Source organism: Bradyrhizobium macuxiense (assembly GCF_001542415.1).
Classification (GTDB): domain Bacteria; phylum Pseudomonadota; class Alphaproteobacteria; order Rhizobiales; family Xanthobacteraceae; genus Bradyrhizobium; species Bradyrhizobium macuxiense.
This window is the reverse complement of record NZ_LNCU01000106.1, coordinates 204,319-228,479: the sequence shown is the minus strand read 5'-3', so window position 1 is coordinate 228,479 and position 24,161 is coordinate 204,319. Positions and strand designations below refer to the sequence as shown.

Annotated in this window: 20 protein-coding genes and 3 pseudogenes; 10 read left to right on the top strand and 13 right to left on the bottom strand. The window is 63.8% G+C overall.

Annotation, left to right across the window (positions count from 1 at the left end; translation table 11 throughout):
* Window positions 1-42: 42 nt before the first annotated feature.
* Window positions 43-1,011, top strand: coding sequence for an IS481 family transposase (locus AS156_RS32135; protein WP_066500989.1), 969 nt, complete (start codon window positions 43-45; stop codon window positions 1,009-1,011).
* Between the two features lie 1,511 nt (window positions 1,012-2,522).
* Here AS156_RS32135 and AS156_RS32130 read toward each other — a convergent pair.
* Together AS156_RS32130 and AS156_RS41430 are read right to left on the bottom strand one after the other, a co-directional pair.
* On the bottom strand, window positions 2,523-3,278 hold the full coding sequence (locus AS156_RS32130) for a GntR family transcriptional regulator (protein WP_066513269.1): 756 nt from the start codon (window positions 3,276-3,278) through the stop codon (window positions 2,523-2,525).
* Window positions 3,271-3,468, bottom strand: coding sequence for a hypothetical protein (locus AS156_RS41430; RefSeq protein ID WP_245313168.1), 198 nt, complete (start codon window positions 3,466-3,468; stop codon window positions 3,271-3,273). Before AS156_RS41430 ends, AS156_RS32130 begins: the two co-directional genes overlap by 8 nt.
* Window positions 3,469-3,586: 118 nt before the next feature.
* Here AS156_RS41430 and AS156_RS32120 point away from each other — a divergent pair, with 118 nt between their 5' ends.
* On the top strand, window positions 3,587-4,948 hold the full coding sequence (locus tag AS156_RS32120; RefSeq protein ID WP_066513266.1) for a class-II fumarase/aspartase family protein: 1,362 nt from the start codon (window positions 3,587-3,589) through the stop codon (window positions 4,946-4,948).
* 116 nt (window positions 4,949-5,064) lie between these two features.
* On the top strand, window positions 5,065-6,321 hold the full coding sequence (locus AS156_RS32115) for an aminopeptidase (RefSeq protein WP_066513264.1): 1,257 nt from the start codon (window positions 5,065-5,067) through the stop codon (window positions 6,319-6,321).
* An 18-nt stretch (window positions 6,322-6,339) separates the two neighbouring features.
* Here AS156_RS32115 and AS156_RS32110 read toward each other — a convergent pair whose 3' ends face one another.
* The 6 genes from AS156_RS32110 to AS156_RS32085 form a co-directional block, all read right to left on the bottom strand.
* Window positions 6,340-7,272 carry a GNAT family N-acetyltransferase gene (locus AS156_RS32110; protein WP_066513262.1) on the bottom strand — a complete coding sequence of 311 codons (933 nt, stop codon included), beginning with the start codon at window positions 7,270-7,272 and terminating at the stop codon, window positions 6,340-6,342.
* A gap of 11 nt (window positions 7,273-7,283) precedes the next feature.
* A complete protein-coding gene (locus AS156_RS32105; protein ID WP_066513261.1) occupies window positions 7,284-8,333 on the bottom strand; it encodes an amidohydrolase family protein in 1,050 nt (349 codons plus the stop codon).
* 81 nt (window positions 8,334-8,414) lie between these two features.
* Complete coding sequence (locus AS156_RS32100; protein WP_201456136.1) at window positions 8,415-9,917, bottom strand: MFS transporter; 1,503 nt, start codon at window positions 9,915-9,917, stop codon at window positions 8,415-8,417.
* Window positions 9,839-10,300 carry a MerR family transcriptional regulator gene (locus tag AS156_RS32095; protein ID WP_066513258.1) on the bottom strand — a complete coding sequence of 154 codons (462 nt, stop codon included), beginning with the start codon at window positions 10,298-10,300 and terminating at the stop codon, window positions 9,839-9,841. Before AS156_RS32095 ends, AS156_RS32100 begins: the two co-directional genes overlap by 79 nt.
* Window positions 10,300-11,295 (bottom strand): aldo/keto reductase, encoded by a 996-nt coding sequence (locus AS156_RS32090; RefSeq protein WP_066513257.1) that lies wholly within the window; start codon window positions 11,293-11,295, stop codon window positions 10,300-10,302. Before AS156_RS32090 ends, AS156_RS32095 begins: the two co-directional genes overlap by 1 nt.
* 115 nt (window positions 11,296-11,410) lie before the next feature.
* On the bottom strand, window positions 11,411-12,226 hold the full coding sequence (locus AS156_RS32085; RefSeq protein ID WP_066513255.1) for an MBL fold metallo-hydrolase: 816 nt from the start codon (window positions 12,224-12,226) through the stop codon (window positions 11,411-11,413).
* A gap of 226 nt (window positions 12,227-12,452) precedes the next feature.
* Here AS156_RS32085 and AS156_RS32080 point away from each other — a divergent pair, with 226 nt between their 5' ends.
* Window positions 12,453-13,337 carry an alpha/beta fold hydrolase gene (locus AS156_RS32080; RefSeq protein ID WP_430641826.1) on the top strand — a complete coding sequence of 295 codons (885 nt, stop codon included), beginning with the start codon at window positions 12,453-12,455 and terminating at the stop codon, window positions 13,335-13,337.
* A gap of 6 nt (window positions 13,338-13,343) precedes the next feature.
* Here AS156_RS32080 and AS156_RS45215 read toward each other — a convergent pair.
* The 4 genes and pseudogenes from AS156_RS45215 to AS156_RS45205 all read right to left on the bottom strand — a co-directional run.
* Window positions 13,344-14,018: pseudogene (locus tag AS156_RS45215) on the bottom strand (permease); the annotation flags it as partial.
* Between the two features lies 1 nt (window position 14,019).
* Window positions 14,020-14,798: pseudogene (locus AS156_RS45210) on the bottom strand (permease); the annotation flags it as partial.
* Window positions 14,799-14,862: 64 nt separating this feature from the next.
* Window positions 14,863-15,357: pseudogene (locus tag AS156_RS32070) on the bottom strand (ABC transporter ATP-binding protein); the annotation flags it as partial.
* Window position 15,358: 1 nt separating this feature from the next.
* A partial coding sequence (locus AS156_RS45205) for an ATP-binding cassette domain-containing protein (protein WP_245313167.1) occupies window positions 15,359-15,618 on the bottom strand: 260 nt, incomplete at its 3' end.
* A 292-nt stretch (window positions 15,619-15,910) separates the two neighbouring features.
* On the opposite strand from AS156_RS45205, the gene AS156_RS32065 reads away from it, so the two are divergent.
* The 6 genes from AS156_RS32065 (at window position 15,911) to AS156_RS32040 (ending at window position 22,694) form a co-directional block, all read left to right on the top strand.
* Entirely contained in the window at window positions 15,911-16,786 is an 876-nt protein-coding gene (locus tag AS156_RS32065) for a branched-chain amino acid ABC transporter permease (protein WP_066513250.1), read from the top strand.
* A 10-nt stretch (window positions 16,787-16,796) separates the two neighbouring features.
* The gene (locus AS156_RS32060; RefSeq protein WP_066513249.1) at window positions 16,797-17,948 is read left to right on the top strand and encodes a branched-chain amino acid ABC transporter permease; all 1,152 of its coding nucleotides are present in this window, start codon (window positions 16,797-16,799) and stop codon (window positions 17,946-17,948) included.
* Window positions 17,945-18,703 (top strand): ABC transporter ATP-binding protein, encoded by a 759-nt coding sequence (locus AS156_RS32055; protein WP_066513248.1) that lies wholly within the window; start codon window positions 17,945-17,947, stop codon window positions 18,701-18,703. Before AS156_RS32060 ends, AS156_RS32055 begins: the two co-directional genes overlap by 4 nt.
* 10 nt (window positions 18,704-18,713) lie before the next feature.
* Window positions 18,714-19,493: an ABC transporter ATP-binding protein gene (locus AS156_RS32050; RefSeq protein ID WP_066513247.1), complete on the top strand. Its 780-nt coding sequence runs from the start codon at window positions 18,714-18,716 to the stop codon at window positions 19,491-19,493.
* 92 nt (window positions 19,494-19,585) lie between these two features.
* A complete protein-coding gene (locus AS156_RS32045) occupies window positions 19,586-21,445 on the top strand; it encodes an AMP-dependent synthetase/ligase (protein ID WP_066513246.1) in 1,860 nt (619 codons plus the stop codon).
* 49 nt (window positions 21,446-21,494) lie between these two features.
* Complete coding sequence (locus tag AS156_RS32040) at window positions 21,495-22,694, top strand: ABC transporter substrate-binding protein (RefSeq protein WP_066513244.1); 1,200 nt, start codon at window positions 21,495-21,497, stop codon at window positions 22,692-22,694.
* 132 nt (window positions 22,695-22,826) lie between these two features.
* Here AS156_RS32040 and AS156_RS32035 read toward each other — a convergent pair whose 3' ends face one another.
* Window positions 22,827-23,579 (bottom strand): transglutaminase-like cysteine peptidase, encoded by a 753-nt coding sequence (locus AS156_RS32035; protein WP_066513243.1) that lies wholly within the window; start codon window positions 23,577-23,579, stop codon window positions 22,827-22,829.
* Window positions 23,580-24,161: the final 582 nt, after the last annotated feature.

Sequence of the window (24,161 nt, the reverse complement as noted above, 5' to 3'; positions counted from 1 at the left end):
AAGCTGAGGTTGCGAAACTTCAGTGTTCCCCGGAGAGACCAGATGAACATCCACAAGAATGCGCCTTTGACGCCGAAAGGTCGAGAGGCGATGGTGCGGAGCGTGATCGAGGGCGGCCTGACGAAGGCCACAGCCGCGCTCCAATTCAATGTGACGGCAAAGACGGTCGCCAAATGGGTCAAGCGCTTCCGCGCATTAGGCGTCGATGGTTTGCGGGATCGTTCCTCGCGGCCTCATTCATTGCCAAGCCAAACCCCGGCAGCCACATGCGCCGCTGTCGAGACGTTCCGCCGGCAGCGCCACACCGGCAAACAGATCGCGCTCGAAGTTGGGGTCTCCGCAGCAACCGTCAGCCGTATCCTGCGCCGACTCGGTTTGAACAGGCTGGCTGCCCTGGAGCCGGCCGAGCCGATCCGGCGCTATGAGCGCCAGCATCCTGGTGAACTGATCCACATAGACATCAAAAAGCTCGGCAAGTTCAATCGGATCGGCCATCGGATCACCGGCGATCGACATGGGTCGAGCAATCTGCGTTCTCGCCGTCAAGGGCCAGGCTGGGAATACGTACATGTCTGCATCGACGATGCGTCACGGATCGCTTTCAGCCAGGTCATGAAGAACGAGCGAAAGGGTTGCGCCATCGCTTTCCTCAAGGCGGCCGTGGCCTACTACGTGAGCCTCGGCGTGAAGGTACAGCGCGTCATGACCGACAACGGCGCGTGCTACAAATCCTTCGCCTTCCTAAGGGCGTGTAAGCGCCTCGGCCTCAAGCACATCCGCACCAGGCCCTATACACCCAAAACCAATGGCAAGGCCGAACGCTTCATTCAAACCAGCCTACGAGAATGGGCCTATGCGCAGGCCTACAACACCTCAGCAGAAAGAGCAGCCGAGTTGCCACGATGGCTTCATTGCTACAACTGGCATCGTCCTCATGGCAGTATCGGCTCAAAGCCACCGATCAGCAGACTCGGATTGACCGGGAACAACCTCTTGAGGCTCCACACCTAGTGGCAGGTGTCTCCTCGCTAAGCGCGAAGCGCTATGCGAAGACGGTGACAAAAGAGCCCAGTCTCACCGGGGAGAGTACGTATAAGCCGTAAACCATCGCGCAGGGAAAGCCGGGATTGCTCCGGTTACACCTGTGGTCCTACCCCTGTGCTTTTTTCATTGCACAGGGCCCATGGGTGCGATCGGCACCCGGCTTTCCCTGCGCCCTCTGCTTGAGAAGAGGGCGAAACGAAAGACAAGACTCGGACAGACCATGTCGCGAGAACGCGGATGTGTGACTCACCGGCCGCGCAACACACTCGATGTCGTCCCTGCGAAAGCAGGGACCCATAATCACAAATGGCCATTGTTGAGCGACGTCGGAACGACGAGTCCCCTCAACAACGTCCGCCGCGGAGTATGGGTCCCTGCTTTCGCAGGGACGACGATGTTGTGTGAGAGCGGCGCAGATCAACTTCAGACGCCGGCGTCTCTGGAATACTGGATCGCCCGGTCGAGCCGGCGATGACAGCGCGACTAGACTAGCTGTTTGACAATTGAATCCGAACTAAATCCGTCATCGTGAGGAGCGCGTACCGCGCTCCTCACGATGACGGAATTAGTAATGGTGCCCGACTGCTTGCTGGGCGCAACGATCTGCGCGCGCAGCTCCATTCCCGTTACGCCGCGCGACGGGGTCACCATTGGCACTGGAGGAGCGCACGTTGGCGCCCCGCGCCCGCCACGGTCGCCGGGACGTGCACTCCAACGGGAATATGGAATCACGCGCCGTCTACGACCAAAGGCTTAAGGCGCGTGCCGGAGACGACCTTAGTCGCGCACCTTTGGTGCTGCGGCTTCAATGTTGAGGCCAAGCTGGCGCGCACGGTCGTGGCGCTCTTCCGCCAACAACCTGAGTTCCCGTTCGAGCGACCGTGCAACCTCCTCCTGCGATTTCCTGGCATGGGCGCGTTGGGGGTCTTCAGGGCGATCGGTCACAGGGGAACCCTTGTCATCGTACTGTCACACCGAGTCTTGGCACGACTTGAATCAGACCCACAATCAAAAAGAATTCAGGAATAAAGTTTTGGAAAATCTATTTCGTTGCTGACTCGAAACTAGGCAGAAGTTTCTCCGAATGGGCACGCCATGCAGGTCAAATGCGCTGCATGTTGCTGAAAATATAGAACCCGCCGCCTATCAGACCTATTTCGTATTGCCGTGAAGTCATTTCTGCATTCCGATGAAGGCGTCCTGAAACGGACACGCTCTAGAGTTAGGAGATTCGCAGGCCGACCGACCGGGGGAGGCCGATGGTCCTCAAGGGGTGACGTTACTGATGAAGCCGCCAAATGCCATGCCGTATATGTGGGCGGCAGCCTTGCTCGCGGTTATGATCTGGGGTGCGGTCGGATCGCCGCAAATGGCACATACCTCGGCACCACAACACTACGCCGGCAACCGCTAGCCGATCATTTGCCTCGCAACGTCCGGCGGTCGTGCGGCGACCCGAGACCGCGCAGTCGGACCTGCTAAAGCCGTGGCCGCAGCGAGCGCTGCATGTCCATCGTGTAGGTGTAGCGGCCTTCCGGGTGGGTGGTGATGGTCACCTCGAACAGATCCTCGCGTAGCCCGTAGTAGCGGCGCACCACCGTCAGCGCCGGCGAGCCGGTCTTGACGCCGAGCGCCTTCGCGATCGGCGCCGGCATGCCGCGCACGAAGATCTCCATCTGCGCGTGTTCGGTAACCTGGCCGTAGGTCTTGGCGATCTGCTCGTGCACCGGCGTGCGGCCATGATCGCTGCGCTTCACGACATCGGCGAACTTGCGCAGCACGTAGATCTCGGCCCAGCCGAGCGGCGCGGCGAACTGGTCCGAGCGGCGGACCGCCTCGATCAGGAACCAGCTCCGGCCGGGCTCGCATTTCAACAGCGCGGCGAGCTTGCGGTCGGCGACGATGTCGCGGCTCGCGACGACGTCGCGATAGGTCTCGTTGGAATAGCGCAACCACTCGCCGAGCGACTTGACGCTGTGGGTGAACAGCACCGGCGGCTCGGCCGCGATCACCACCGAACCGAGGCCGGCGCGGCGCACGATCAGGCCCTGGTCGATCAGGATGCGCAGCGCCTCGCGCACGGTCTGGCGGCTCGCCTTGTAGCCCGCCATCAGCTCGGTCTCGGTGGGCAGCAGGCTGCCGACCGCGTAGGTGCCGAGCCGGATGTCCTTCTGCAGCCCGGTGGCGATGTCGCGGTAACGGGACGATCTCGCCTTCGGCGGTTTGTCAGCCATGGCTTGTCACTTGGCGGGTCACTGGCATGCCACCGGGTGGCCCGATCGACTTCCGCAGCACCATCGTCGCCCCGTCCAGCACCTCGGCCGATCCTTTCGTCCCGAACACGTGAACCCGCCAATAGAACGGCGTCGCGCGCACCGTCGCAAGTGTGGCGCTGACACCATTCACAAATTCGACCGCGAGCATTGCGGAGTCGAGCGGCGGCGGCCCGGCCTCGCGCGCGGTGAGGCGGCGAAGGTTGGGGCATCCGCACGGGGCATGATAGGGACGTTGCGCAAGCTGCGATCGGCAACAGGATACGCCCATGCCCGCCTTCCCGACCTCGACCACCGTTCTCGATTCCCTGCTGTTCCGCGACGCCTTCGGCACCAGCGCGATGCGCGAGGTGTTCTCCGATCTGCGGCTGCTACAGCGCTATGCCGAGGTCGAAGTCGCGCTGGCAAAAGCCGAAGCGCGCTGCGGCGTGATCCCGGCCGACGCCGCGGTGGAGATCGCAAAGCGCACGGATGTTGCCGCACTCGATTTCGATCGGCTGCGGCAGGAGACCGACATCGTCGGCTACCCGATCCTGCCGCTGGTGCACCAGATGGTGAAGCAGTGCGGCGAGGCCGGCCGTTACGTGCATTGGGGCGCGACCACGCAGGACATCATGGATACCGCCGTGGTGCTGCAGCTCCGCGACGGCCTGAAGATCGTTGAGGACGATATTGCCGCGCTGCGCAGCATCCTCGCTGATCTCTCGAAGCGCTATCGCGATACGCCGATGGCCGGTCGCACCCATCTGCAGCAGGCGCTGCCGGTGACCTTCGGCTACAAGACCGCGATCTGGCTCGCTGCATTCGACCGTCACGCCGAGCGGCTGGCCGAGCTCAAGCCGCGCGTCCTGGTCGGTCAGTTTGCCGGTGCTGCCGGGACATTGGCCTCGCTGGGTGACAAGGGCTTCGACGTGCAGCAGGCGCTCTGCGAAGAGCTCGGCCTCGGCGTTCCGGTCTCGACCTGGCATGTCGCGCGCGACGGGCTGGCGGAGGCGGTGAACTTCCTCGCGCTCGTCACGGGATCGCTCGGCAAGATCGCGCTCGACACCATGATCATGGCATCGACGGAATTCGCCGAAGTCTACGAGCCCTTCGTGAAGGGGCGCGGCGCCTCCTCGACGATGCCGCAGAAGCGCAATCCGATCTCGTCGGAGCTGATGCTGGCGGCGGCGAAGGCCGTGCGTCAGCACGCAGGCCTGATGCTGGACGCGATGGTGCAGGACTTCGAACGCGCCACCGGCCCGTGGCACGCCGAATGGATGGCGATCCCCGAGAGCTTCGTGCTAACCGCCGGCGCGCTGCATCAGGCGAAGTTCGCGCTCGGCGGTCTCATCGTCGACGAGAAGCGGATGGCCGACAATCTCGATATCAGCCGCGGGCTGATCGTTGCCGAAGCCGTGATGATGGGACTGGCACCCGCGATCGGTCGGCAGGAGGCCCATGACGTCGTCTACGACGCCTGCCGTGTCGCCAATGACAAGGGGCTGATGCTGGCCGACGCGCTGGCGGCGGATCCGCGCGTGGCAAGCCGCATCGATCGCGCGACGATCGACCGTCTCACCGCGCCGAAGAACTATCTCGGGCTCGCGCCCGAAATGGTCGATCGGGTGCTGACGTCGACGAAGCGGTAAAATTCGAGACATTCGCTCGCCGTCGCGTGATCGACTTTGGTCGCGGGAACCTTGCGAATGCGGATCGAATTGGACTACGAATCCCCTAATCCTCAACCGACAGCGCCGGACGTTTCATGACTGCACATCAACGCAACCTTTCCGCCTCGATCGATCCCGTGAAACTCGATCGGCTCGCCGAAGTGGCGGTGAGGGTCGGGCTGCAGCTGCAGCCTGGACAGGATCTTCTGCTCACAGCGCCTGCCGTGGCGATGCCGCTGGTGCGACGCATCGCCGAGCATGCCTACAAGGCCGGCGCGGGTCTCGTGACGCCGTTCTTCTCTGACGAAGAGCTCACGCTCGCCCGCTACCGCTACGCCAACGATGCGAGCTTCGATCGTGCCGCGAACTGGCTCTACGAGGGCATGGCCAAAGCCTTTGGCGCCAACACGGCGCGGCTTGCGATCGTCGGCGACAATCCGATGCTGCTGTCGGGCGAAGACCCGACCAAGGTCGCGCGCGCCAGCAAGGCCAATTCGATCGCCTATCAGCCGGCGCTGGAGAAGATCGTCAATTTCGACACCAACTGGAACATCATCGCCTATCCCAGCACATCCTGGGCCAAGCAGGTGTTCCCCGACGATGCCGAGGACGTCGCGGTGGCCAAGCTCGCCGACGCGATCTTCTCCGCGTCACGGGTCGATCAGGACGGCGCCGTCGCCGCCTGGGAAAAGCACAATGCCAAGCTGCGCCAGCGCACCGAATGGCTGAACGGCCAGCGCTTCCACGCGCTGAAATATTCCGGCCCCGGAATGGACCTGACGATCGGGCTGGCCGATGGCCACGAATGGGAAGGCGGCGCGTCGACCGCGAAGAACGGCATTGTCTGCAATGCGAACATTCCAACCGAAGAGGTCTTCACCACGCCGCATTGCCGGCGTGTCAGCGGCCACGTCGTCAGCTCCAAGCCGCTGTCCTATCAGGGCACGTTGATCGACAATATTGCCGTCAGGTTCGAGGACGGCCGCATCGTCGAGGCGAAGGCTTCGCGCGGCGAAGAGGTGTTGAAGAAGGTGCTCGACACCGACGAGGGCGCGCGCCGGCTGGGCGAAGTGGCGCTGGTGCCGCACTCCTCGCCCATCTCGAAGAGCGGGCTGTTGTTCTTCAACACGCTGTTCGACGAGAACGCCGCCTCGCACATCGCGCTCGGCCAGTGCTATTCGAAGTGCTTCGTCAACGGCGACAAGCTGACGTCGCAGCAGATCGCCGACCAGGGTGGCAACAAGAGCCTGATCCATATCGACTGGATGATCGGCTCCGCCCACACAGACATCGACGGCATCCATGCCGATGGCCGCACCGTGCCGGTGTTCCGGAAGGGTGAATGGGCCTAACGGCCGCTTGCGGTTAAACTAGTGGAACCGGCTGTCGCGTGAGGCGATCAACTCGCCTCGCGTGGCGCCGAAGCGGCAGGTCTCGTATTGTGGCCGGAAGCCGAGCCGGCGATAGATCTTCAGCGCAGGGGCATTCCGGCTCGAGACATTCAGCCAGCAGGGATGCTCGACCGACACCTCGTGGGCGCTCAGCACCCGATAGACCAGGAGCTGGCCGAGCCCGCGGCCCTGGCGCGCCGGATCGACGGCCACCGACTCGATCCACATCGAATTCTGTTCCGGCTCGGTCAGGCAGAAGCCCGACATCTGTCCGTCTTCCGACGCCACCCAGACCTCGCTGTCGGACAACAGTTGTGCCATCTCCTCCGGCGAATACAGGCGAAACGCGGCGTCCGAGGCGTAGGCCGCGTTGTGGATGCGGGCGACCTCGGCCGCGCAGGCGGTCACGTCGCCGGCGCGCTCGATGGTGGCGCGCGCAGCCGCAAGTGTACGGGCAGGCTGCAGCGGTTCCACGCACTTCATCCCGATCTCCGACCCGATATGAGCGAAGCCGAATATCGTCACGAACGCCATTCCCGCGGGCCAGTCGCGGCTCACCAGCGTCTGCACGAGGAGATCAGCGTCCGCGTCAATCGCGAGCACGTGATCGAGCAGCGCAAGCCCGATGCCGCGGCGCCGTGCCTCGGGTGTCACCACGATCTTGAGGAACCGGGAATGGTGCGCGCCCTGGTCGCGCAGTGAGGATTCCGCGAGGCCGACCAGGCGGCCGTTGCGCTCGGCGACACGAAAATCGCGCCCGCCGCGGTTCTGCGGCAGCTTCAGGAACTGCTCCCATTGCGGTAGCGTGACCGGACCAAGCCGCGGTTCCACCGCGGCCGCCTTGCTGTAGAGTGCGACAACCGCTTCCGCATCGGTTTCTCGGAGCGGCCGGATGGTGATGCCGTCATCCATGAGTCGCAAGATTACCCGATATCGAGTCGATAGACATCCTTTGCCGTCTTCGAGAATAACGCTGTCTTCTCGACTTCGCTATATTGTGATGCCAGCCGTTTGAACGCGTTGAAGATCACCTGGTAGCTACATTGGCCCTTATCAGGTGGGAAGTTGCTCTCGAACATGCAACGGCTGGGGCCAAAGGCCTCGATGCAGGTCTCCACATAGGGCCGCCATGCGGCGGCGAGTTCCTCCGACGAGGGCGGCTTCGGGCGGAGATGGAAGTCGTAGCCGAGCAGGCACATCGCGAGCCCACCGAGCTTGACCACGACGTTCGGGCATTTGGCGATCTCCTGGATCGAGGCCCTCCAGACCGGGAAGGTCTCGCTGCGCTTGCCGGCGAAGCGGCCGGTTCCAACCGGCCCGCCGCAATGATCGAGCACGATCCTGGTCTCGGGAAAGGCGCGGGCAAGGTCGGTCAGCTCGCCGATCTGCGGATGGAATAGCCAGGCATCAAAGCTGAGGCCGAGCGGTGCAAGGCAGGCAAAGCCCTTGCGGAAGGTGGGATCCAGCAACAGGCCCTTCGGCCGGTTCGCATACATGTGGGCGACATTGGGGTCTTCGTCCCAGGCGGAGGAATGGCGGATGCCGCGGAACCGGCCGTTGCCAGCCGCGATCTCGGCCTCGAGGACCGCCTTGGCCTGATCGCCGATCAAAAGATTGACGTGGCTGACGATGCCGGCGCAGATCGCCGCCTTGCCGTAGCCGCCGCTGGCCGCCATTGCGGCAACGCCGTTGGCGAACTCGACCTCGCCAACGGGGCGGAACGCCTCGGGCCCGGCAGCGCGATACATAGACCGGCAATCGACGTAGACGGTCGCGATGATGTTGTGTCCGGAGGCGATGTCATCACGCATGTCCTCGATCAGGTAGCGCAACCCGCCGCGGTCCCAGAGATGGTGGTGCGGATCGATGATCGGCCTATAGGGATCGATGATCTCCTCGGTATATTGTGCGAGCCAGTCTTCACGAGGATCGGCATAAAGCCCGCTTGCGGAGGCGGGCAGAGTGCTGGCCATGGATGATGCTCCCTGTTCTTGCTCTTGTCGGCCGCCGATGCGATGTCGGCTAGGGAGAGGATAACGAGGCGGGCGCGCAGGTCAAATGTGCACGTGCTGCGTCTTCTCGCGCGTCACCATCCACGCCACGCCGGCGCCCGCAAACTGAACAAGGCTGCCCGCGATCATCGACAACCACAATCCGTGCTCGCCGCCGCCGGGCGCGGCGTAGCATGCACCCAGTACCGCGACCCCGATCGTCGCACCGCTGATGCGGGCCACGTTGATGAGCGCTGCGGCCGTGCCGGCGCGCGCGGTGGTGACGTGACCGACAGCCATCGCGGAGAGCGGTCCTGCCGCGAGGCCGAGACCGAGGCCGGTCATCGCCAATCCGAATCCGGCGGTAGCGATGTTCGATTGCAGGCCGCCCAGACCGATCAGCAAGAGGCCGATGCCCATGAGCGTCACGCCGCCCGATGTGACCACGCGGATGCCGAGCTTCTCCGAAAGAGCGCCGGAGAGCGGCGAGACGACGATGAACACGAGCGACATCGGCAGCAATGCTGCGGCGCTTGCGGCGGCGTCGAGCCGTCCGCTCGACTGCCAGGCCAGGGGCAGGACGAAGACCATACCGTATCCGCCGAATGTCATGCCCAGGGTGGCGATCATGGCGGCCCGGAACTGCTTGATCGTGAAGATGTCCGGAGATACCAGCGCGTCGGAGCCTTTCTTCCGCTCGATCGCGATAAACAGTGCCGCCGAGAGCACCGTAACCGTCAGCGCCGCGGTCATTGCGCGGGGCGCCGACTGCGCGCTGATGGCGGCGTAAGTCAGACCGCCAAGCGCCAGCGCGCCGAAGAACTGCGCTGCGGCGTCGAAAGGGCGCCGCCGCGGATCGGAGGATTCCGCAATCGTCCATCCGGCCATGATCAGCGCCAGCAGGCCGAACGGCACGACGACCAGGAAGATGCTGCGCCAGCCGAACCAGGGAATCAACATGCCGCCGAGACTCGGCCCCAGCGCCATCGCGACACCGTTGTACGCGGCCCAGACGCCCAGCGCGCGGGCGCGTTCACCCGGTTGATCCCAGACCACCCGGATGATCGCAAGCGAGGCCGGAATCATCAGCGCGCCGCCGGCACCAGTAAGCGCGCGTCCCAGGATCAGCATTTGTGCGGACGGCGCCGCCGCGCATAGCAGCGACGCGAGGATGAAGATCAGCGCTCCTGACATCAGGATCCGGCGCCGGCCGTAGATATCGGCGAGCATTCCGCCGGTCAGCAGGGAGACCGCATAGACGAGGTTGTAGCAATCCACGATCCATTGCAGTTCGTCGACACCGGCGCCGAAGTGATCGCCGATCACGCGTGCGCCGAGATTGACGATGAACGTATCGACGTGCGCGATCATCACAGTCAGGCAAAGCGTCAGCAGTGTCAGCCGGTGCGACGCGCGCATGGCGAAGGGCTTACGCAGAAGCGTGTCGGTCATCGCGTATCCTGTTCTCTGATGTCGGGGTAGGGCGGTCAGGCCCTGGTCGCGGACCGCTTGGCGCGGGCGCGCTGCTGTGGCGAGACCGCAGGTCGGGTGCCGCCCGCGACCCATTCGTCGTAGAACTCGATCTTGGCGTCGACCAGCGCGAGCGCCTCGGTCCATTTGGCGATCATGGCTTGGACGCGAAGCTGGTGCTCGGCGAGCAGCGCACGGCGCTTGCGCAGGCTCGCGCTGCCCTGCTTCACCAGCGCGGTGTATTCCCGCAATTGCCGGATCGACATGCCGGTCAGGCGCAGCCGCTCCATCAGGTCGAGCCAGCCGATATGATAGTCGCTGTAGACGCGCCGACGACCGCGGTCCCTGATCACGCCGGGCATCAGGCCCTGTGCTTCGTACCAGCGGATCGTGTGCACGCTGCGGCCGGAGCGCCGCGCGATGTCACCGATGTAGAGCGCGCTCGGCACAGCCTGCGCCTGCGGTGTGCGGGCATCCATCACAGATACACGGCCTTCATCGCACCCGCCGGATAGCGTTCGCCGGCTACGGCTCCGGGCGGGATCGCGGCCGAAATCCGCGCAAGCTCTTCCGCCGACAGCGTCACCTTGAGCGCGCCGATATTCTCGTCCAGCCGTGCGCGCTGCTTGGTGCCGGGGATTGGCACGATGTCCTGACCCTGGCCGAGCAGCCAGGCGAGCACGAGCTGCGAGGGCGTGCAGGCCTTCTCACGCGCGATCGCCACGACGCTACCGACGAGATCACGGTTACGGGCAAAGTTGTCACCGGAAAAGCGCGGATGGTCGCCGCGGCGATCGCCCGCGATGTCAGCCTGCGAGTGGATCTGCCCGGTCAGGAAACCGCGACCGAGCGGCGAATAGGCGACGAAGGAGATGCCGAGCGCGCGGGTGGCTTGCAGTGTCTCCTCGGCCTCGCTGCGATAAAGCAGGGAGTATTCGGTCTGCACCGCCGCGAGCGGATGAATTTTGTGCGCGCGGCGAATGGTTTCGGGGCGCGCTTCGCAGAGGCCGAGATGACGGACCTTGCCTTGCTCCACCAATCGCGCCATCGCGCCGACGGTGTCCTCGATGGGGACGTTGGGGTCGATGCGGTGTTGGTAATAGAGGTCGATGGTCTCGATGCCGAGCCGCTTCAGGCTCGCCTCGCAGGCCTGCTGGACGTAGGCGGGGCGTCCGTCGACGCCCTGGCCGGTCGCGGTCTTCACCTGGCCGAACTTGGTTGCGATCACGACCTTGTCGCGCAAGCCCTTCAGGGAGCGGCCGAGCAGTTCCTCATTATGTCCCCAGCCGTAGAGATCGGCGCTGTCGAGAAAGTCGATCCCCTGGTCGATGGCGTGGCGGATCAGGTCGGGCGTCGCCGCATCGTCGTTGGCGCCGTAGACGCCCGACAGTGACATGCAGCCGAGCCCGATGGCTGAAACCAGCGGGCCGTTGTTGCCGAGCTTGCGGTGCGGGAGCTTGCTGGAGGTGGTCATGTCGCTGGTCCTCGTGGCAGGGGTGTCGGATAGCCCAAAGTGAACATGCTAGAGCATACTCTAGGTCAAGCGAAAAATGCCGGCGCACGAAATCGTGTCGATTTGACCGGCTGGCTCAAACGCCGTCGAGAATGATGACGGTCGGCGTGGCCGGCAGCGTATCGCGCGAGATCCTTAACGTGCGCTCGCCGCCGCGGCGGTCGATCTCGAATTGCTGGCCGATCAGGCGCATGAATTCGTCGAGCGGAGTCGCGAAGCGGTGCATCGGCAGCACCACCGCCGCGCGCAGCCGCTTGGTGATTTCGGAGATGCCGTCGAGCGACATCGTATAGGTGCCGTCGATCGGGACCATCACGATGTCGAGCCGGCCGATCGCCGCGAACTGGCTGTCGTCGAGCTTGACGTGGAGGTGGCCGAGATGGCCGATGCAGAGGCCCGCGACCTCGAAGATGAAGATCGAATTGCCGTCCTTGATCATCTCGCCGCCGGGACCTTCGCCCCAATAGCGGCGGATGTCGGTGGTGACATTGCGGATATAGACGTCGCCAATCCGCATCGCGTAGTGCGCGGCCTGGCCGTTCTCGCCCCAGCCGTGCAGCACGTGCGGAATACGGGGATCGGGGAACAGCGTGTAGTGCGTCGAATGCGCCCGGTTCATGGTGACGACATCGGGCAGCCGTCCGGTCTGGTAGGCGCCGCTGTAGTCGGTTGCGATGCGGATGCCGCCCGGCGTGTCGATGTAATAGGTCGAATGGCCGGCATAGGTGATCGCGACCTCGTCGGTCTTTGCCGCCACGCGCGGAAGGCTGACCGGCGTTGCGCGCGGCGGCGCATTCGCCATCGCCAGGCACTCGCTGCGCTGGGCCTCCTGGGCTTCCACGTGCGCGGCGAAAGCTCCGAACAGCACCAGCACCGCGAGCAGTCTGAGCATGGCATGTTCCGTCTGTGACGACGTTCGTTGCGCGACAGTATCGCCGAATTGACGTTTCGTCATGATGATGCCAGCGCATCGCTCCTGGGCGCAAGCTGCAACACGATTCCGGCGATTAATCCGACGAGCGGCGTTACCATGCGCTGATATCATCCAATTGCGGGAGTCCGCCGTGACTGACCAAGCCTCCGCGCCGCGTGCGCCTTCGACCAAGCGGCTGGAGCCGCTGCGTCACGTCAACGCCGATGTGCTCAACATCGCCTATTACGAAGCCGGCCCCGCCGATGGCCCGGCCGTGCTGCTGATGCACGGCTTTCCCTACGACATCCACTCCTACGTGGACGTCGCGCCTGACCTGGCGGCGCAAGGCTGCCGCGTCATCGTTCCCTACCTGCGCGGTTACGGGCCTACGACGTTCCGCGACAAGGCGACGCCGCGCTCGGGCGAGCAGGCCGCGGTCGGCGCCGACATGATGGCGCTGATGGATGCGCTAAGCATCAAGCGCGCGGTGTTTGCCGGCTATGATTGGGGCGGCCGCGCCGCCAGCATCGGCGCAGCGATCTGGCCGGAACGCTGCATCGGGCTCGTCTGCGCCAACGGCTACATGATCCAGGACGTCGCGAACGCAATGGTGCCGACGCGGCCGGAGCGCGAGGTGCCGCTCTGGTATCAGTATTACTTCCAGCTCGAGCGCGGTCGCGCCGGCCTTGCCGCCGACCGGCGCGGTATCGCGAGGATCTTGTGGTCTCAATGGTCGCCGACCTGGGTGTTCGACGATGCCTGCTTCGAACGGACGGCGGTCGCGCATGACAACCCCGACTATGTCGACGTCGTGATCCATAGCTATCGGCACCGCTTCGGCCTCGCCGAGGGCGATCCACGCTATGCCGAGATGCAGCGTCGGCTGGGCGCTTTGCCGGCGATCACCGTTCCTGCCGTCGTCCTCGACGGGGCCGATGACTGGGTGACTGCGCCAAGAGGCGGCAGCGCCAGCGCGGCAAAATTCACCAACCGCCGGGCGTATCGGGTGATCCCGGATGCCGGCCACAATCTGCCGCAAGAGGCGCCGGAAGTATTTACCGCTGCGGTGATGGAGCTGATCAAAGGATAGAACGCGTCACGCCCGTTTCGGGCTGATCTTCCAGGCGGTGACCAGGGTTATCGCTGTCAGAATTCCGCTGACGATCGCGGCTAGCGGGATCGTCAGCGCCAGCGCCGCGGTCGCGGCCCAGCCGATCGAGCAGAACGCTTCCGCGAAGGTCGCGATGCGCGAGGAGGTCTGGCGCCGGCGGAACTGGCTGCGCTTGGCCTGTGCGCGGAACCAGAGCTGGATCGCGGCGGCAGACCCGGTGGCCACGATGATGGCGATGGCGGTCACCGCCGCCTGCCATGGCGAGACAAATATCAGCGCCATGACCAGCGGCGCGAAGATGACCGCGATCGCGATCAGGACCACCTCGATCTTGGCGCGGATCACACGCGACGGTGGCAGCGGCGCGGTCGTCACCAGATCGGCGGCGTCCTCGCCCGAGATCGTCAGCCAGGCGAGCCCGCCGGCGAGCTGGCCCGCGGCCATCACGATCACGGGGGTGATCAGGACGATCGCGGTCGACGAGTCGGAAAAGCTCCGCCACAGCATCAGGGCGGGCGGCACCAGATAGAGCATCTGCATCAGGCTCTGCGACAACAGCCATGGGTCGCGGCGCAGCAGCAAGAACTCCTTCCGGCGCAGCGCTTGCTGCCGCGAGCCGACCCGGAACGAGCGATCGCGCCGGCGCGTGGCCGTGGCGGGNCGGGATTGGCGGCCACGCTGGTCACTGTGTCGGCAAATCGCGGCGCTAACGCCGCCATGACGATGCCGAGCATCATGAGCCCGCCGGCGACGAGCAGCAGCATCACTTCAAGGTCGCCCAGCGCGGCGCGCGCCGGCCACCAGACGATACTGTTGGGGCCGGGTGCAATGCGTGCTGCCGTGTCCGAGGTCAGCACGGCAAAACGCGACAGCGTGCCATAGGACAGCACCGCGACCACTTGCAGCGCGATCACGAAGCCCGCACCGATGACGGCGGAGACGATCTGCGCGACGAGCCGCGTCCGACCTGGCCCGATCAGGCGGAACAGCAACACGGTGACAGCAATCGCGGTCGCCGCCGCCGACAGGCCGATTGCAACGACGACGCCGAAGCCCGCAAGCCAGCGCGCGCCGCCGAGAAGCGCCAGCACATCGACGAACGGCGCCGACAGCAGGAGCGCCATGCTGGTCACCGACAGAGCGATCGCCGCGATCCGGACCGAGAAGAGGTTGGTGAGCTTCGCCGGCGACGACATGATCAGATCGAGGTCGGCGCGGGCATAGAACACGCGCGTCACGGATTCGATCGCTTGCGACAGCATCAGCGCCCAGGACAAGAAGACGGTCGCGGTCAGCACGATCAGCGACGAGGGATCGAGCGGAAACTGCAGGTCGGCAAAGCGGCCGACCACCGCATAGGCCGGCAAATGCAGGATCGCGGCGACGATCAAAAGTCCGATCACCGCGCGGTTGCGACGGCGCCGGCCGCCAGTCATCATCNNNNATTCCCGCCAGGCGAGGCGGAATTCGTGGCGGACGAACCAGGAGAGATGGGCGGCCGAGCTCACGCGGCCGCCGCTTCGGTATCGACAAGCGCGATGAACATGTCTTCCAGGCTGGTGTCGTTGCGTCCGTTCTGCTGACGCAGTTCGGCCAGCGTGCCTTCGGCGATCAGCTTGCCGGCTGCGATCACGCCGATCCGGTCGGCCATGCGCTCGGCGACTTCGAGAATGTGCGTCGTCATGATCACGGTGCAGCCGGCGCGCACGCGGTCCTGCAGCAAGCCCTTCACGTGACGCGCCGACAGCGCGTCGAGGCCGGTCAGCGGTTCGTCGAGAATGATCAGACGGGGATCGTGCACCAGCGCGCCGGCCAGAGCCACCTTCTGGCGCATGCCCTTGGAGAATCCCTCGCAGCGTTCGTGCAGATGCGGCTCGAGCCCGAGCGACACCAGGAGATCGCGCGCCGACGCCTCCGACTGCCTGGGATCGATGCCCCACAGACCGGCGACGAATTCGAGGTACTCCAGCGGGGTCAGCTTGTCGTAGATCATCGGCTCNTCGTCCGACACCCAGGCCGTCACCTGCTTGGCGGCGACCGGATCGGAGAGTGCATCGATGCCGAGCACCGAGACCGAGCCGGCATCGGGCCGCAGCAGCCCCGACACCATGCGCAGCGTGGTGGTCTTGCCGGCGCCGTTCGGCCCAAGCAGCGCGTAGAACTCGCCGATGCGCACGGTGAGATCGAGCGCGTCGACCGCCGGGCGGTCAAAACGCTTGGTTAACCCTCGCACCTCGAGTGCGGACAGTCCTGCGGTCATGATGTGTGGCGATCCGGGAGTTCGCTCTTCGGTTGCGCAGCTTGGGCAAAAACTGTTTCGGCACGGTGAATCGTCTCAGGCAAATCGCGCGGGTTATGAACAAAACTCCGTGCCGCGGCATATCTCGGCAATTGTGATAATACCCGACAACCCGGGCTTTGTTGACAGGGATCGGAGCTTTTGGCTCAATTGGACCCGGACATAGGCAGCTTTCAGCGCTCCCGGCACAGGGCGCGAGGGCGGGATGCACCAAGGCGATCGGCACGAATCGCCAGTGCATCGGGAGGGAACGATGCTGGACTTTGTTCAGCAGCTCGTCAGCGGCATTGCGCTCGGCTGCGTTTACGGCCTGATCGCGCTTGGCTTCGTGCTGGTCTACAAGGCAACCGAGGTCGTCAATTTCGCGCAAGGCGATTTGATGATGCTGGGCGGCTTCTTCGCCTTCACCTTCATCGGCATCCTCGGGCTGAATTACTGGGTCGGCTTTGCCGGCGCGGTGATCTGCATGGCGCTGTTCGGCATGCTGGCGGAGCGGCTGGTGGTGCGGCCGATCCTCGGCTACCCGCAATTCTCCATCATCATGGCGACGATCGGGCTCGGCTATTTCCTGCGCTCGGTCGCAGGGATGATCTGGGGCACCGACGACTTCAAGATCGAGACGCCGTTCAGCAACGGCGTATTGCGGATCGGCAGCCTGGTGCTGGCCTATGACAAGCTCTCGGTGATCGCGGCGACCATCATCCTGTGCACGCTGCTCTATCTGTTCTTCAACCGCACCACGCTCGGCACCGCGATGCGCGCGAGTTCGGAGAACATGCTGGCTGCCTATTACATGGGCATTCCGGTCAAGCGCGTGGTGTCGATCGTCTGGGCGATCTCGGCGGCGGTTGCGACTTGCGCCGGCGTGCTGCTGGCGCCGATCACCTTCATCCATTCCAATGTCGGACTGGTTCTGGGGCTGAAGGCGTTTCCAGCCGCGGTGCTCGGCGGCTTCGGCTCGATCCCCGGCGCCGTGGTTGGCGGCGTCCTGATCGGCGTGATCGAGAGCATGGCCGGCTTCTATCTGCCGGAGGGATGGAAGGACGTCGCGCCCTACATCGTGCTGCTCGCGGTACTGCTGCTCAAGCCCGAGGGCTTGTTCGGCGTTCACGCGCGCAAGAAGGTCTGAGGAGCAACGCATGCGCTTTCTCTTCAAGACCGACTATGACGACGACATCAGGCTCTTCCCGCATTCCGGTTACGTTTACTCGTACGGCCTTCTGCTGATAGCGCTGCTGATCGCGCCATACGTGCTCTCGAGCTATGTGATGAGCCAGCTCGTTTTCGTCTGCATCTATGCGACCGTCGGCGTCGGGCTCATGATCCTGACCGGCTTCACCGGACAGGCCTCGCTCGGTCACGCGGCCTTTCTCGCGATCGGCGCCTACACCGCGGCCTATCTGCAGCAGTTCAACGTGCCGTTTCCCGTCTATTTCCTTGCTGCGGGGCTGCTGACCGGCGTGGTCGGCGCACTGGTCGGCTTTCCGGCGCTGCGGCTGCAGGGCATCTATCTTGTGATCGCGACGATCTCTTTTGCGTTCATCGTCGAGGAGATCATGGCGCGCTGGGAAAGCGTGACCAACGGCAACGAGGGCATGCGGGTCAAGGCCGTGCAGTTGCTCGGCGCCACGGTGTCGCGCGACGACCCAACCTTCTACTATCTCTGCCTCGCGGTGCTGGTGCTGACCATCGTCGGCACGCTCAATTTGCTGCGTTCCCCGACCGGGCGCGCCTTCGTCGCGATCCGCGACAGCGAGACTGCCGCGCGCAGCATGGGCATCAACGTCTCGCTCTACAAGGTGAAGTCGTTCGCGATCTCGGCGGCGATCACCGGCTTCGCCGGCGTGCTGTTCGCGCACAAGCTCTCCTTCATCTCGCCGGAGATGTTCACGCTACAGCTCTCGATCGAGTTCATCATCGTGATCCTGATCGGCGGTATCTTCAGCCTGCATGGTGCGGTGCTGGGCGCGATCTTCCTCGTCATGATCGATCCGTTCCTGACCTATCTGAAGGACGACATGCCCGGCGTGATCGCCGGCATCGCGGCAACGCTCGGCGCGTCGCCGGAGCGTGCGGGGCACATCCAGGATGCCGCCTCCGCCTTTGCTTCCGCCAACGGGCTGAAGGGCGCGATCTACGGCATCATCATCGTCGGCTTCGTGCTGTTCGAGCCGCTTGGGCTCTACGGCCGCTGGCTCAAGATCAAGCTCTTCTTCCAGCTGTTCCCGCTCTACAAGCGCGCCACCTTCAAGCGGCAGAAGATCTATGTGAAGTCGGAGCGGAACCGATGAGCTACTTCCGCGCCGAGAACCTGTCCTTGCATTTCGGCGGCCTCAAGGCCGTCGACGCGGTCAGCTTCGCGGTCGAGAAGGGCGAGATCCTCTCGATCATCGGGCCGAATGGCGCCGGGAAGAGCTCGATCTTCAACCTGATCTCGCGGATCTATCCGCCGACCTCGGGCAGGATCTTCTTCGAGGATCAGGACATCACCCGGGAACCGGCCTACGATATCGCAAGGCTCGGCATCGCGCGCACCTTCCAGAATATCGAGCTGTTCGAGAATGCGACCGTGCTGAGCAATCTTCTGGTCGGCCGCCACCGCCATTCGACGACGCAACTCTGGCAGGAGCTGCTGTTCCTGCCGAGCGTGCGTGCCAACGAGAAGCTGCATCGCCGCCGCGTCGAGCAGGTGATCGAGTTCCTCGATCTGGAGCCCTACCGCGACAAGCTGATCTCGGGCCTGCCCTACGGCGTGCGCAAGGTGATCGAGCTCGCGCGGGCGCTGTGCTCGGAGCCGAAGCTGATCCTGCTCGACGAGCCGTCGTCGGGCCTCAATGTCGAGGAGACCGACGACATGTCGTTCTGGATCCGCGACATGAAGAGCGAGCTCGGAATCACCGTGCTGATGGTCGAGCACGACATGACGCTGGTCAACCGCGTCTCCGACCGCGTCATAGCCTTGAACTACGGCCGGGTGCTGGCGATGGGCTCGCCGTCGGAGGTGCAGCATCATCCCGACGTCGTCGCGGCCTATCTCGGGGCATGAGGACGATGCGATGAGCGCGCCAGACATCATCCTGAAGCTCAGCAACATCGAGAGCTATTACGGACCGATCATGGCCATCCGCGGCATCAGCCTCGAGGTGCCGCGCGGTCGGATCGTGACGCTGCTCGGCGCCAACGGCGCCGGCAAGACCACGGTGCTGAAGACGATCTCCGGCATCCTCGATCCGCAGAAGGGGACGATCGAGTTTCTCGGCAGGCCGATCCAGCGCATGGAGGCCGACAAGATCGTGCGGCTCGGCCTGAGTCATGTGCCCGAGGGACGCGAGGTGTTTCCGTTCCTGTCGGTGCGCGAGAACCTGATGATGGGCGCCTATCCGCGCAAGGATCGCGACGGTGTGGCTGACGACCTCCAGCGCGTCTATGGCTATTTTCCGCGGCTGAAGGAGCGGCTCGATCAGCCGGCCGGCCAGCTCTCCGGCGGGGAGCAGCAGATGCTGGCGATCGGGCGCGCGCTGATGAACCGCCCGACGCTGCTGTTGCTCGACGAGCCGTCGCTGGGCCTGTCGCCGATCCTGGTGAAGGAGATCTTCACCATTATCCGCCGCGTGAACGAGGAGCAGGGCATGTCGATCCTGCTGGTCGAGCAGAACGCCAAGATCGCGCTGGAGACGGCGGACTATGGCTATGTGCTCGAGATCGGCCGCGTCGTCATGAACGATACCTGCGAGAGGCTGATGAATTCACCAGATATCCAGGAGTTCTATCTCGGCGCCAAGGAGGCGGGCGCACGCGGAGAGCGGCGCTGGAAAAAGAAGAAGACGTGGCGTTGAGAGGTATGTGGAGCTAGATTTCAAGCTCGTTTCGCGAACAAGACCGGCGATCGATCCGGCGCGCGGGGCAGGCGACAGAGGAGGGAACGCGCATGGCCGGACCGGCAGTGCTGACGGTCGCCGACACGATCGCGAAGAGTTTTCTGCGCGCAGTGGAGACGCGTGGCGACAGGCCCGCGATCCGCGAAAAGAAATTCGGCATCTGGCAGCCGACCAGTTGGCGCGAATGGCTGCAGATATCGAAGGACATCGCCTACGGCCTGCACGCGACCGGCTTCCGCCCCGGCGACGTCGCCTCGATCATCGCCAATGCCGTGCCGGAATGGGTCTACGCCGACATGGGCATCCTGTGCGCCGGCGGCGTCTCGTCCGGCATCTACCCGACCGACTCGCCGGCGCAGGTCGAATACCTCATCAATGATTCCCGCACGCGAATCGTGTTCGTCGAGGACGAGGAGCAGCTCGACAAGGTGCTGGCGTGCCGCGCGCGCTGCGCGACGCTGGAGAAGATCGTCGTCTTCGACATGGAGGGCTTGAGCGGCTTCTCCGATCCGATGGTGCTGTCGCTTGCCGAATTCATCGCACTCGGCCGCAACCATGCACAAGGCAACGACGCCTTGTGGGACGAGATGACCGGCAGCCGCACGGCCTCCGATCTCGCGATCCTGGTCTACACCTCGGGCACGACAGGTCCCCCCAAGGGCGCGATGCATTCCAACCGCAGCGTGACCCACCAGATGCGTCACGCCAATGACTTGTTCCCATCGACGGACAGCGAGGAGCGGCTGGTGTTCCTGCCGCTTTGCCATGTCGCCGAGCGGGTCGGCGGCTACTACATCTCGGTCGCGTTGGGCTCGGTGATGAACTTCGCCGAGAGCCCGGAGACGGTGCCGGACAATCTGCGCGAGGTGCAGCCGACCGCATTCCTCGCGGTGCCGCGGATCTGGGAAAAGTTCTATTCGGGCATCACCATCGCGCTGAAGGACGCGACCCCATTCCAGAACTGGATGTATGCCCGCGCGCTCGGGATCGGCAATCGCATGGCCGAATGCCGCCTCGAGGGCGAAACGCCGCCGCTGTCGCTGCGGCTTTTGAACCGCGCCGCCTACTGGCTGGTGTTCCGCAACATCCGCCGCATGCTCGGGCTCGACCGCTGCCGGATCGCCTTCACCGGCGCGGCGCCGATCGCTCCGGACCTGATCCGCTGGTATCTCGCGCTCGGCATCGACATGCGCGAGGTCTACGGCCAGACCGAGAATTGCGGCGTCGCCACCATGATGCCGACGGACCGCATCAAGCTCGGCTCGGTCGGCAAGGCCGCGCCGTGGGGCGAGGTGATGATCTGTCCCAAGGGCGAGATCCTGATCAGGGGCGACTTCCTGTTCATGGGCTATCTCAATCAGCCGGAGAAGACCGCCGAGACGATCGACGCCAAGGGCTGGCTGCACACCGGGGATGTCGGCGCGATCGACAATGAAGGCTATGTGAAGATCACCGACCGGATGAAGGACATCATCATCACCTCGGGCGGCAAGAACGTCACACCGTCGGAGATCGAGAACCAGCTCAAATTCTCACCCTATGTCTCGGATGCGGTCGTGATCGGCGACAAGCGGCCGTATCTGACCTGCCTGATCATGATCGACCAGGAGAATGTCGAGAAGTACGCCCAGGATCACGACATTCCCTTCACCAACTACGCCAGCCTGTGCCGCGCGCGTGAAATCCAGGATCTGATTCATCGCGAGGTCGAGACGGTGAACGCCGGTTTCGCACGCGTCGAAACCATCAAGAAATTCTACCTGATCGAGCGCCAGCTCACGCCTGAAGACGAGGAGCTGACACCGACCATGAAGCTGAAGCGCAATTTCGTGAACAAGCGCTACGCGGCCGAGATCGACGCGATGTATGGCGAGCGCGCGGCCGCGACCAGGGAAATGGCGAAGGCGTAAGGAGGCCCAGCCCTTCGCTCAACACGGGCCACTGAAGGAGGAGACTGCAATGTCGAAATCGCTGAAAGCGCTGGGCCTTGCGGTGAGCGCTCTGGCGCTGACCTGCCTGCCGGCCGCAGCCCAAACCAAGGTCACTAACGAGGGCATCTCGCCGACCGAGATCGTGATCGGAACGCATCAGGACCTGTCGGGCCCGATCAAGGTCTGGGGCGTTCCGGTGTCCAACGGCATGAAGATGGCGGTGGAGGAGATCAATGCGAGCGGCGGCATCAACGGCCGCAAGCTCAAATTGATCCTGGAAGACAACGGCTATGATCCGAAGAAGGCCGTGCTGGCCTCGCAGAAGATGGTCGAGCGCGACAAGATCTTCGCGATGGTCGGGCCGATGGGGTCGCCGACCGTGCTTGCCGCGCAGGACATCCTGTTCGACGCCGGAGTGCTGCAGCTGTTCCCGCTGACCGCGGCCGAATTCACCTTCAAGTTCGATCCGAACAAGCCGCAGGAGCGGCTGAAGTTCAATAATCTGCTGCCCTATGTCGAGAGCACGCGCGCCGCGCTGAAGTACATGATGGACTGGAAGAACTTCAAGAAGCCCTGCATCATGCATCAGGACGACGAGTACGGCAAAAACGTGCTCGACGGCTTCAACCAGCAACTCGCGGCGATGAAGGTGCAGCCGGCGTCGATCACGAGCTACAAGCGCGGCGCCTCCGATTTCTCGGCGCAGGTCGCCAAGATGAAGTCCGACGGCTGCGATCTTGTCGTGCTCGGCACCGTGATCCGCGAGACGATCGGCGCGATGAGCGAGGCCAGGAAGCTCGGCTGGGATGTGACCTTCCTCGGCGCCACGCCGACCAACGTGCTGGAGGTGCCGACGCTTGGCAAGGAGGCGGTCGAAGGGCTTTATGCGGCCTCGGGCTTCGAGATTCCCTATGAGGACACCGCCAAGGGCAAGGTGAAGGACTGGCTCGTCAACTACAAGAAGATGTTCAACACCGAAGCCAATACGCAGGCGATCATCGGTTACAACGCCGTGATGACCTTCGCCTTCTACGCGCAGAAGGCGGGCAAGGATCTCACCGGCCAGAAGATGCTCGATTCGCTGGAGTCGGGTGACAAATTCCTCGACATCTTCAGTTCACCACCGACCAAGTTCTCGAAGACCGATCATCTCGCCAACACCATCACCCAGGTGCAGCAGGTCAAGAACGGCCGCTGGGTTCTGGTGAAGGACAATCTGATGTTCTGAGCGGACGGCCTACACCGTCATTGCGAGGCGCAAAGTGAAGAAGCAATCCATTCCGCCAAGAGGAGTGGATTGCTTCCGTCTTCGCCGAGGCTTGGGCGGAGAAGTCGCTTCGCTCGCGAGGACGCCGTGCGATCAGTTGAGTTGCGCCGCCGGCCGCAACGCGACCTCGGTGATGGGCGGCGCGTCGACATATCTGCTGACGCCGTGCTCGTCGATCACGAAGGTCGGCCGGAAATTCCTGACATTGGAATCCTCGATCATCGCCATGCGGCGATTGTCGAGCGTGAGCCAATGGCCGTCGAGGCGCGCCGCGACGACGGCATGGTCTTCGCCGCCAAGCAGGTCATGCATGACGACGATCCGCAGATCCTCGGGCGTAACCCCGGCTTTCTGCAGCGCGACGAATTTCGCGATCGCGTAGTCCTCGCAGTCGCCGGCGCCCTTGGCGAAGGTAGTGAGCGGCGAGCTCCAGACATCGATCTCGCCGTACAACGCAAGGTCGCTGCCCGGGCGGATCGCAAGGTTGATCGCGCGGTTGATCTCGCCGAGCCTGGCGCGGCCGTGACGCGTCCGCCCGGCATCGATGATTGCGAGAAACCGTAGCGCCTCCAGTGAGACGCAACCCTCGCGGTCGCCGTCGCAGATCGCGAGCTGCACCAGCTCGTCGGCAAGATGGCGCTGCACCCCCAGCCATTTGTCGTGCAATCCGCCGTCGGCGACCAGGGCAGTCGGCAACCCGAACGGCTCGGTTGATTTCCTGACCAGCTCTGCCGGCCCCGGCGTCAACAGCGACGTGGCGTCGAGCTTGGACACGGGCGCGAGCCAAGCCAAGCCGCAAAGAAGCATGACGCTGCGCAGCGTACGCAAGTGAAGTGGAATCCGCATGTGACACCCCTGTTTGGGCATCGGTGGAATGATGGTGAACGCCCGATGTGACCGGATCGTTTCATGCAGTCACGATGGCGGGCGCTGCTTTGAGTCTGCTTAAGGCCCAACCGGATCGTGCCCGGATATGTAAGAGACGCTGAAAGCCATCTCGGCGGCATCCCGAAAACTTTATCGGTTTTGTGAATGCGGCCGGCGAACCTTTTGCCGCCTGCCGGCGCCCTATGCTTGCCTTCTGGTTAACCCGGCGGGGCGCTCGGAATTTGTGCGATTTGTAAGCCAATTCACAGCTTTAGCCGGAAAATTGAGCTCAAATCCCGCCGGGGAACTGAGAGAAAATAGAGGCAAGTAGAAATATGCCAGTCAATACCACGAATACGTGGACCAATACGTATTCCGGTTCAGCTGCCACCTCAGATTATCTGCAAACAGGATCAAACTACGCGGAATTTGGTGGAAGTAGCGGTGTTCAGCGCGTTGAGGGCGCCCGGCGTGAGCTTCCTGTGCAAGCACAGGACGGTTTCGCCGCGGTCTATGCGATGATATGCAAGCACAATTGCTTGCATATTCTATAGATATAAA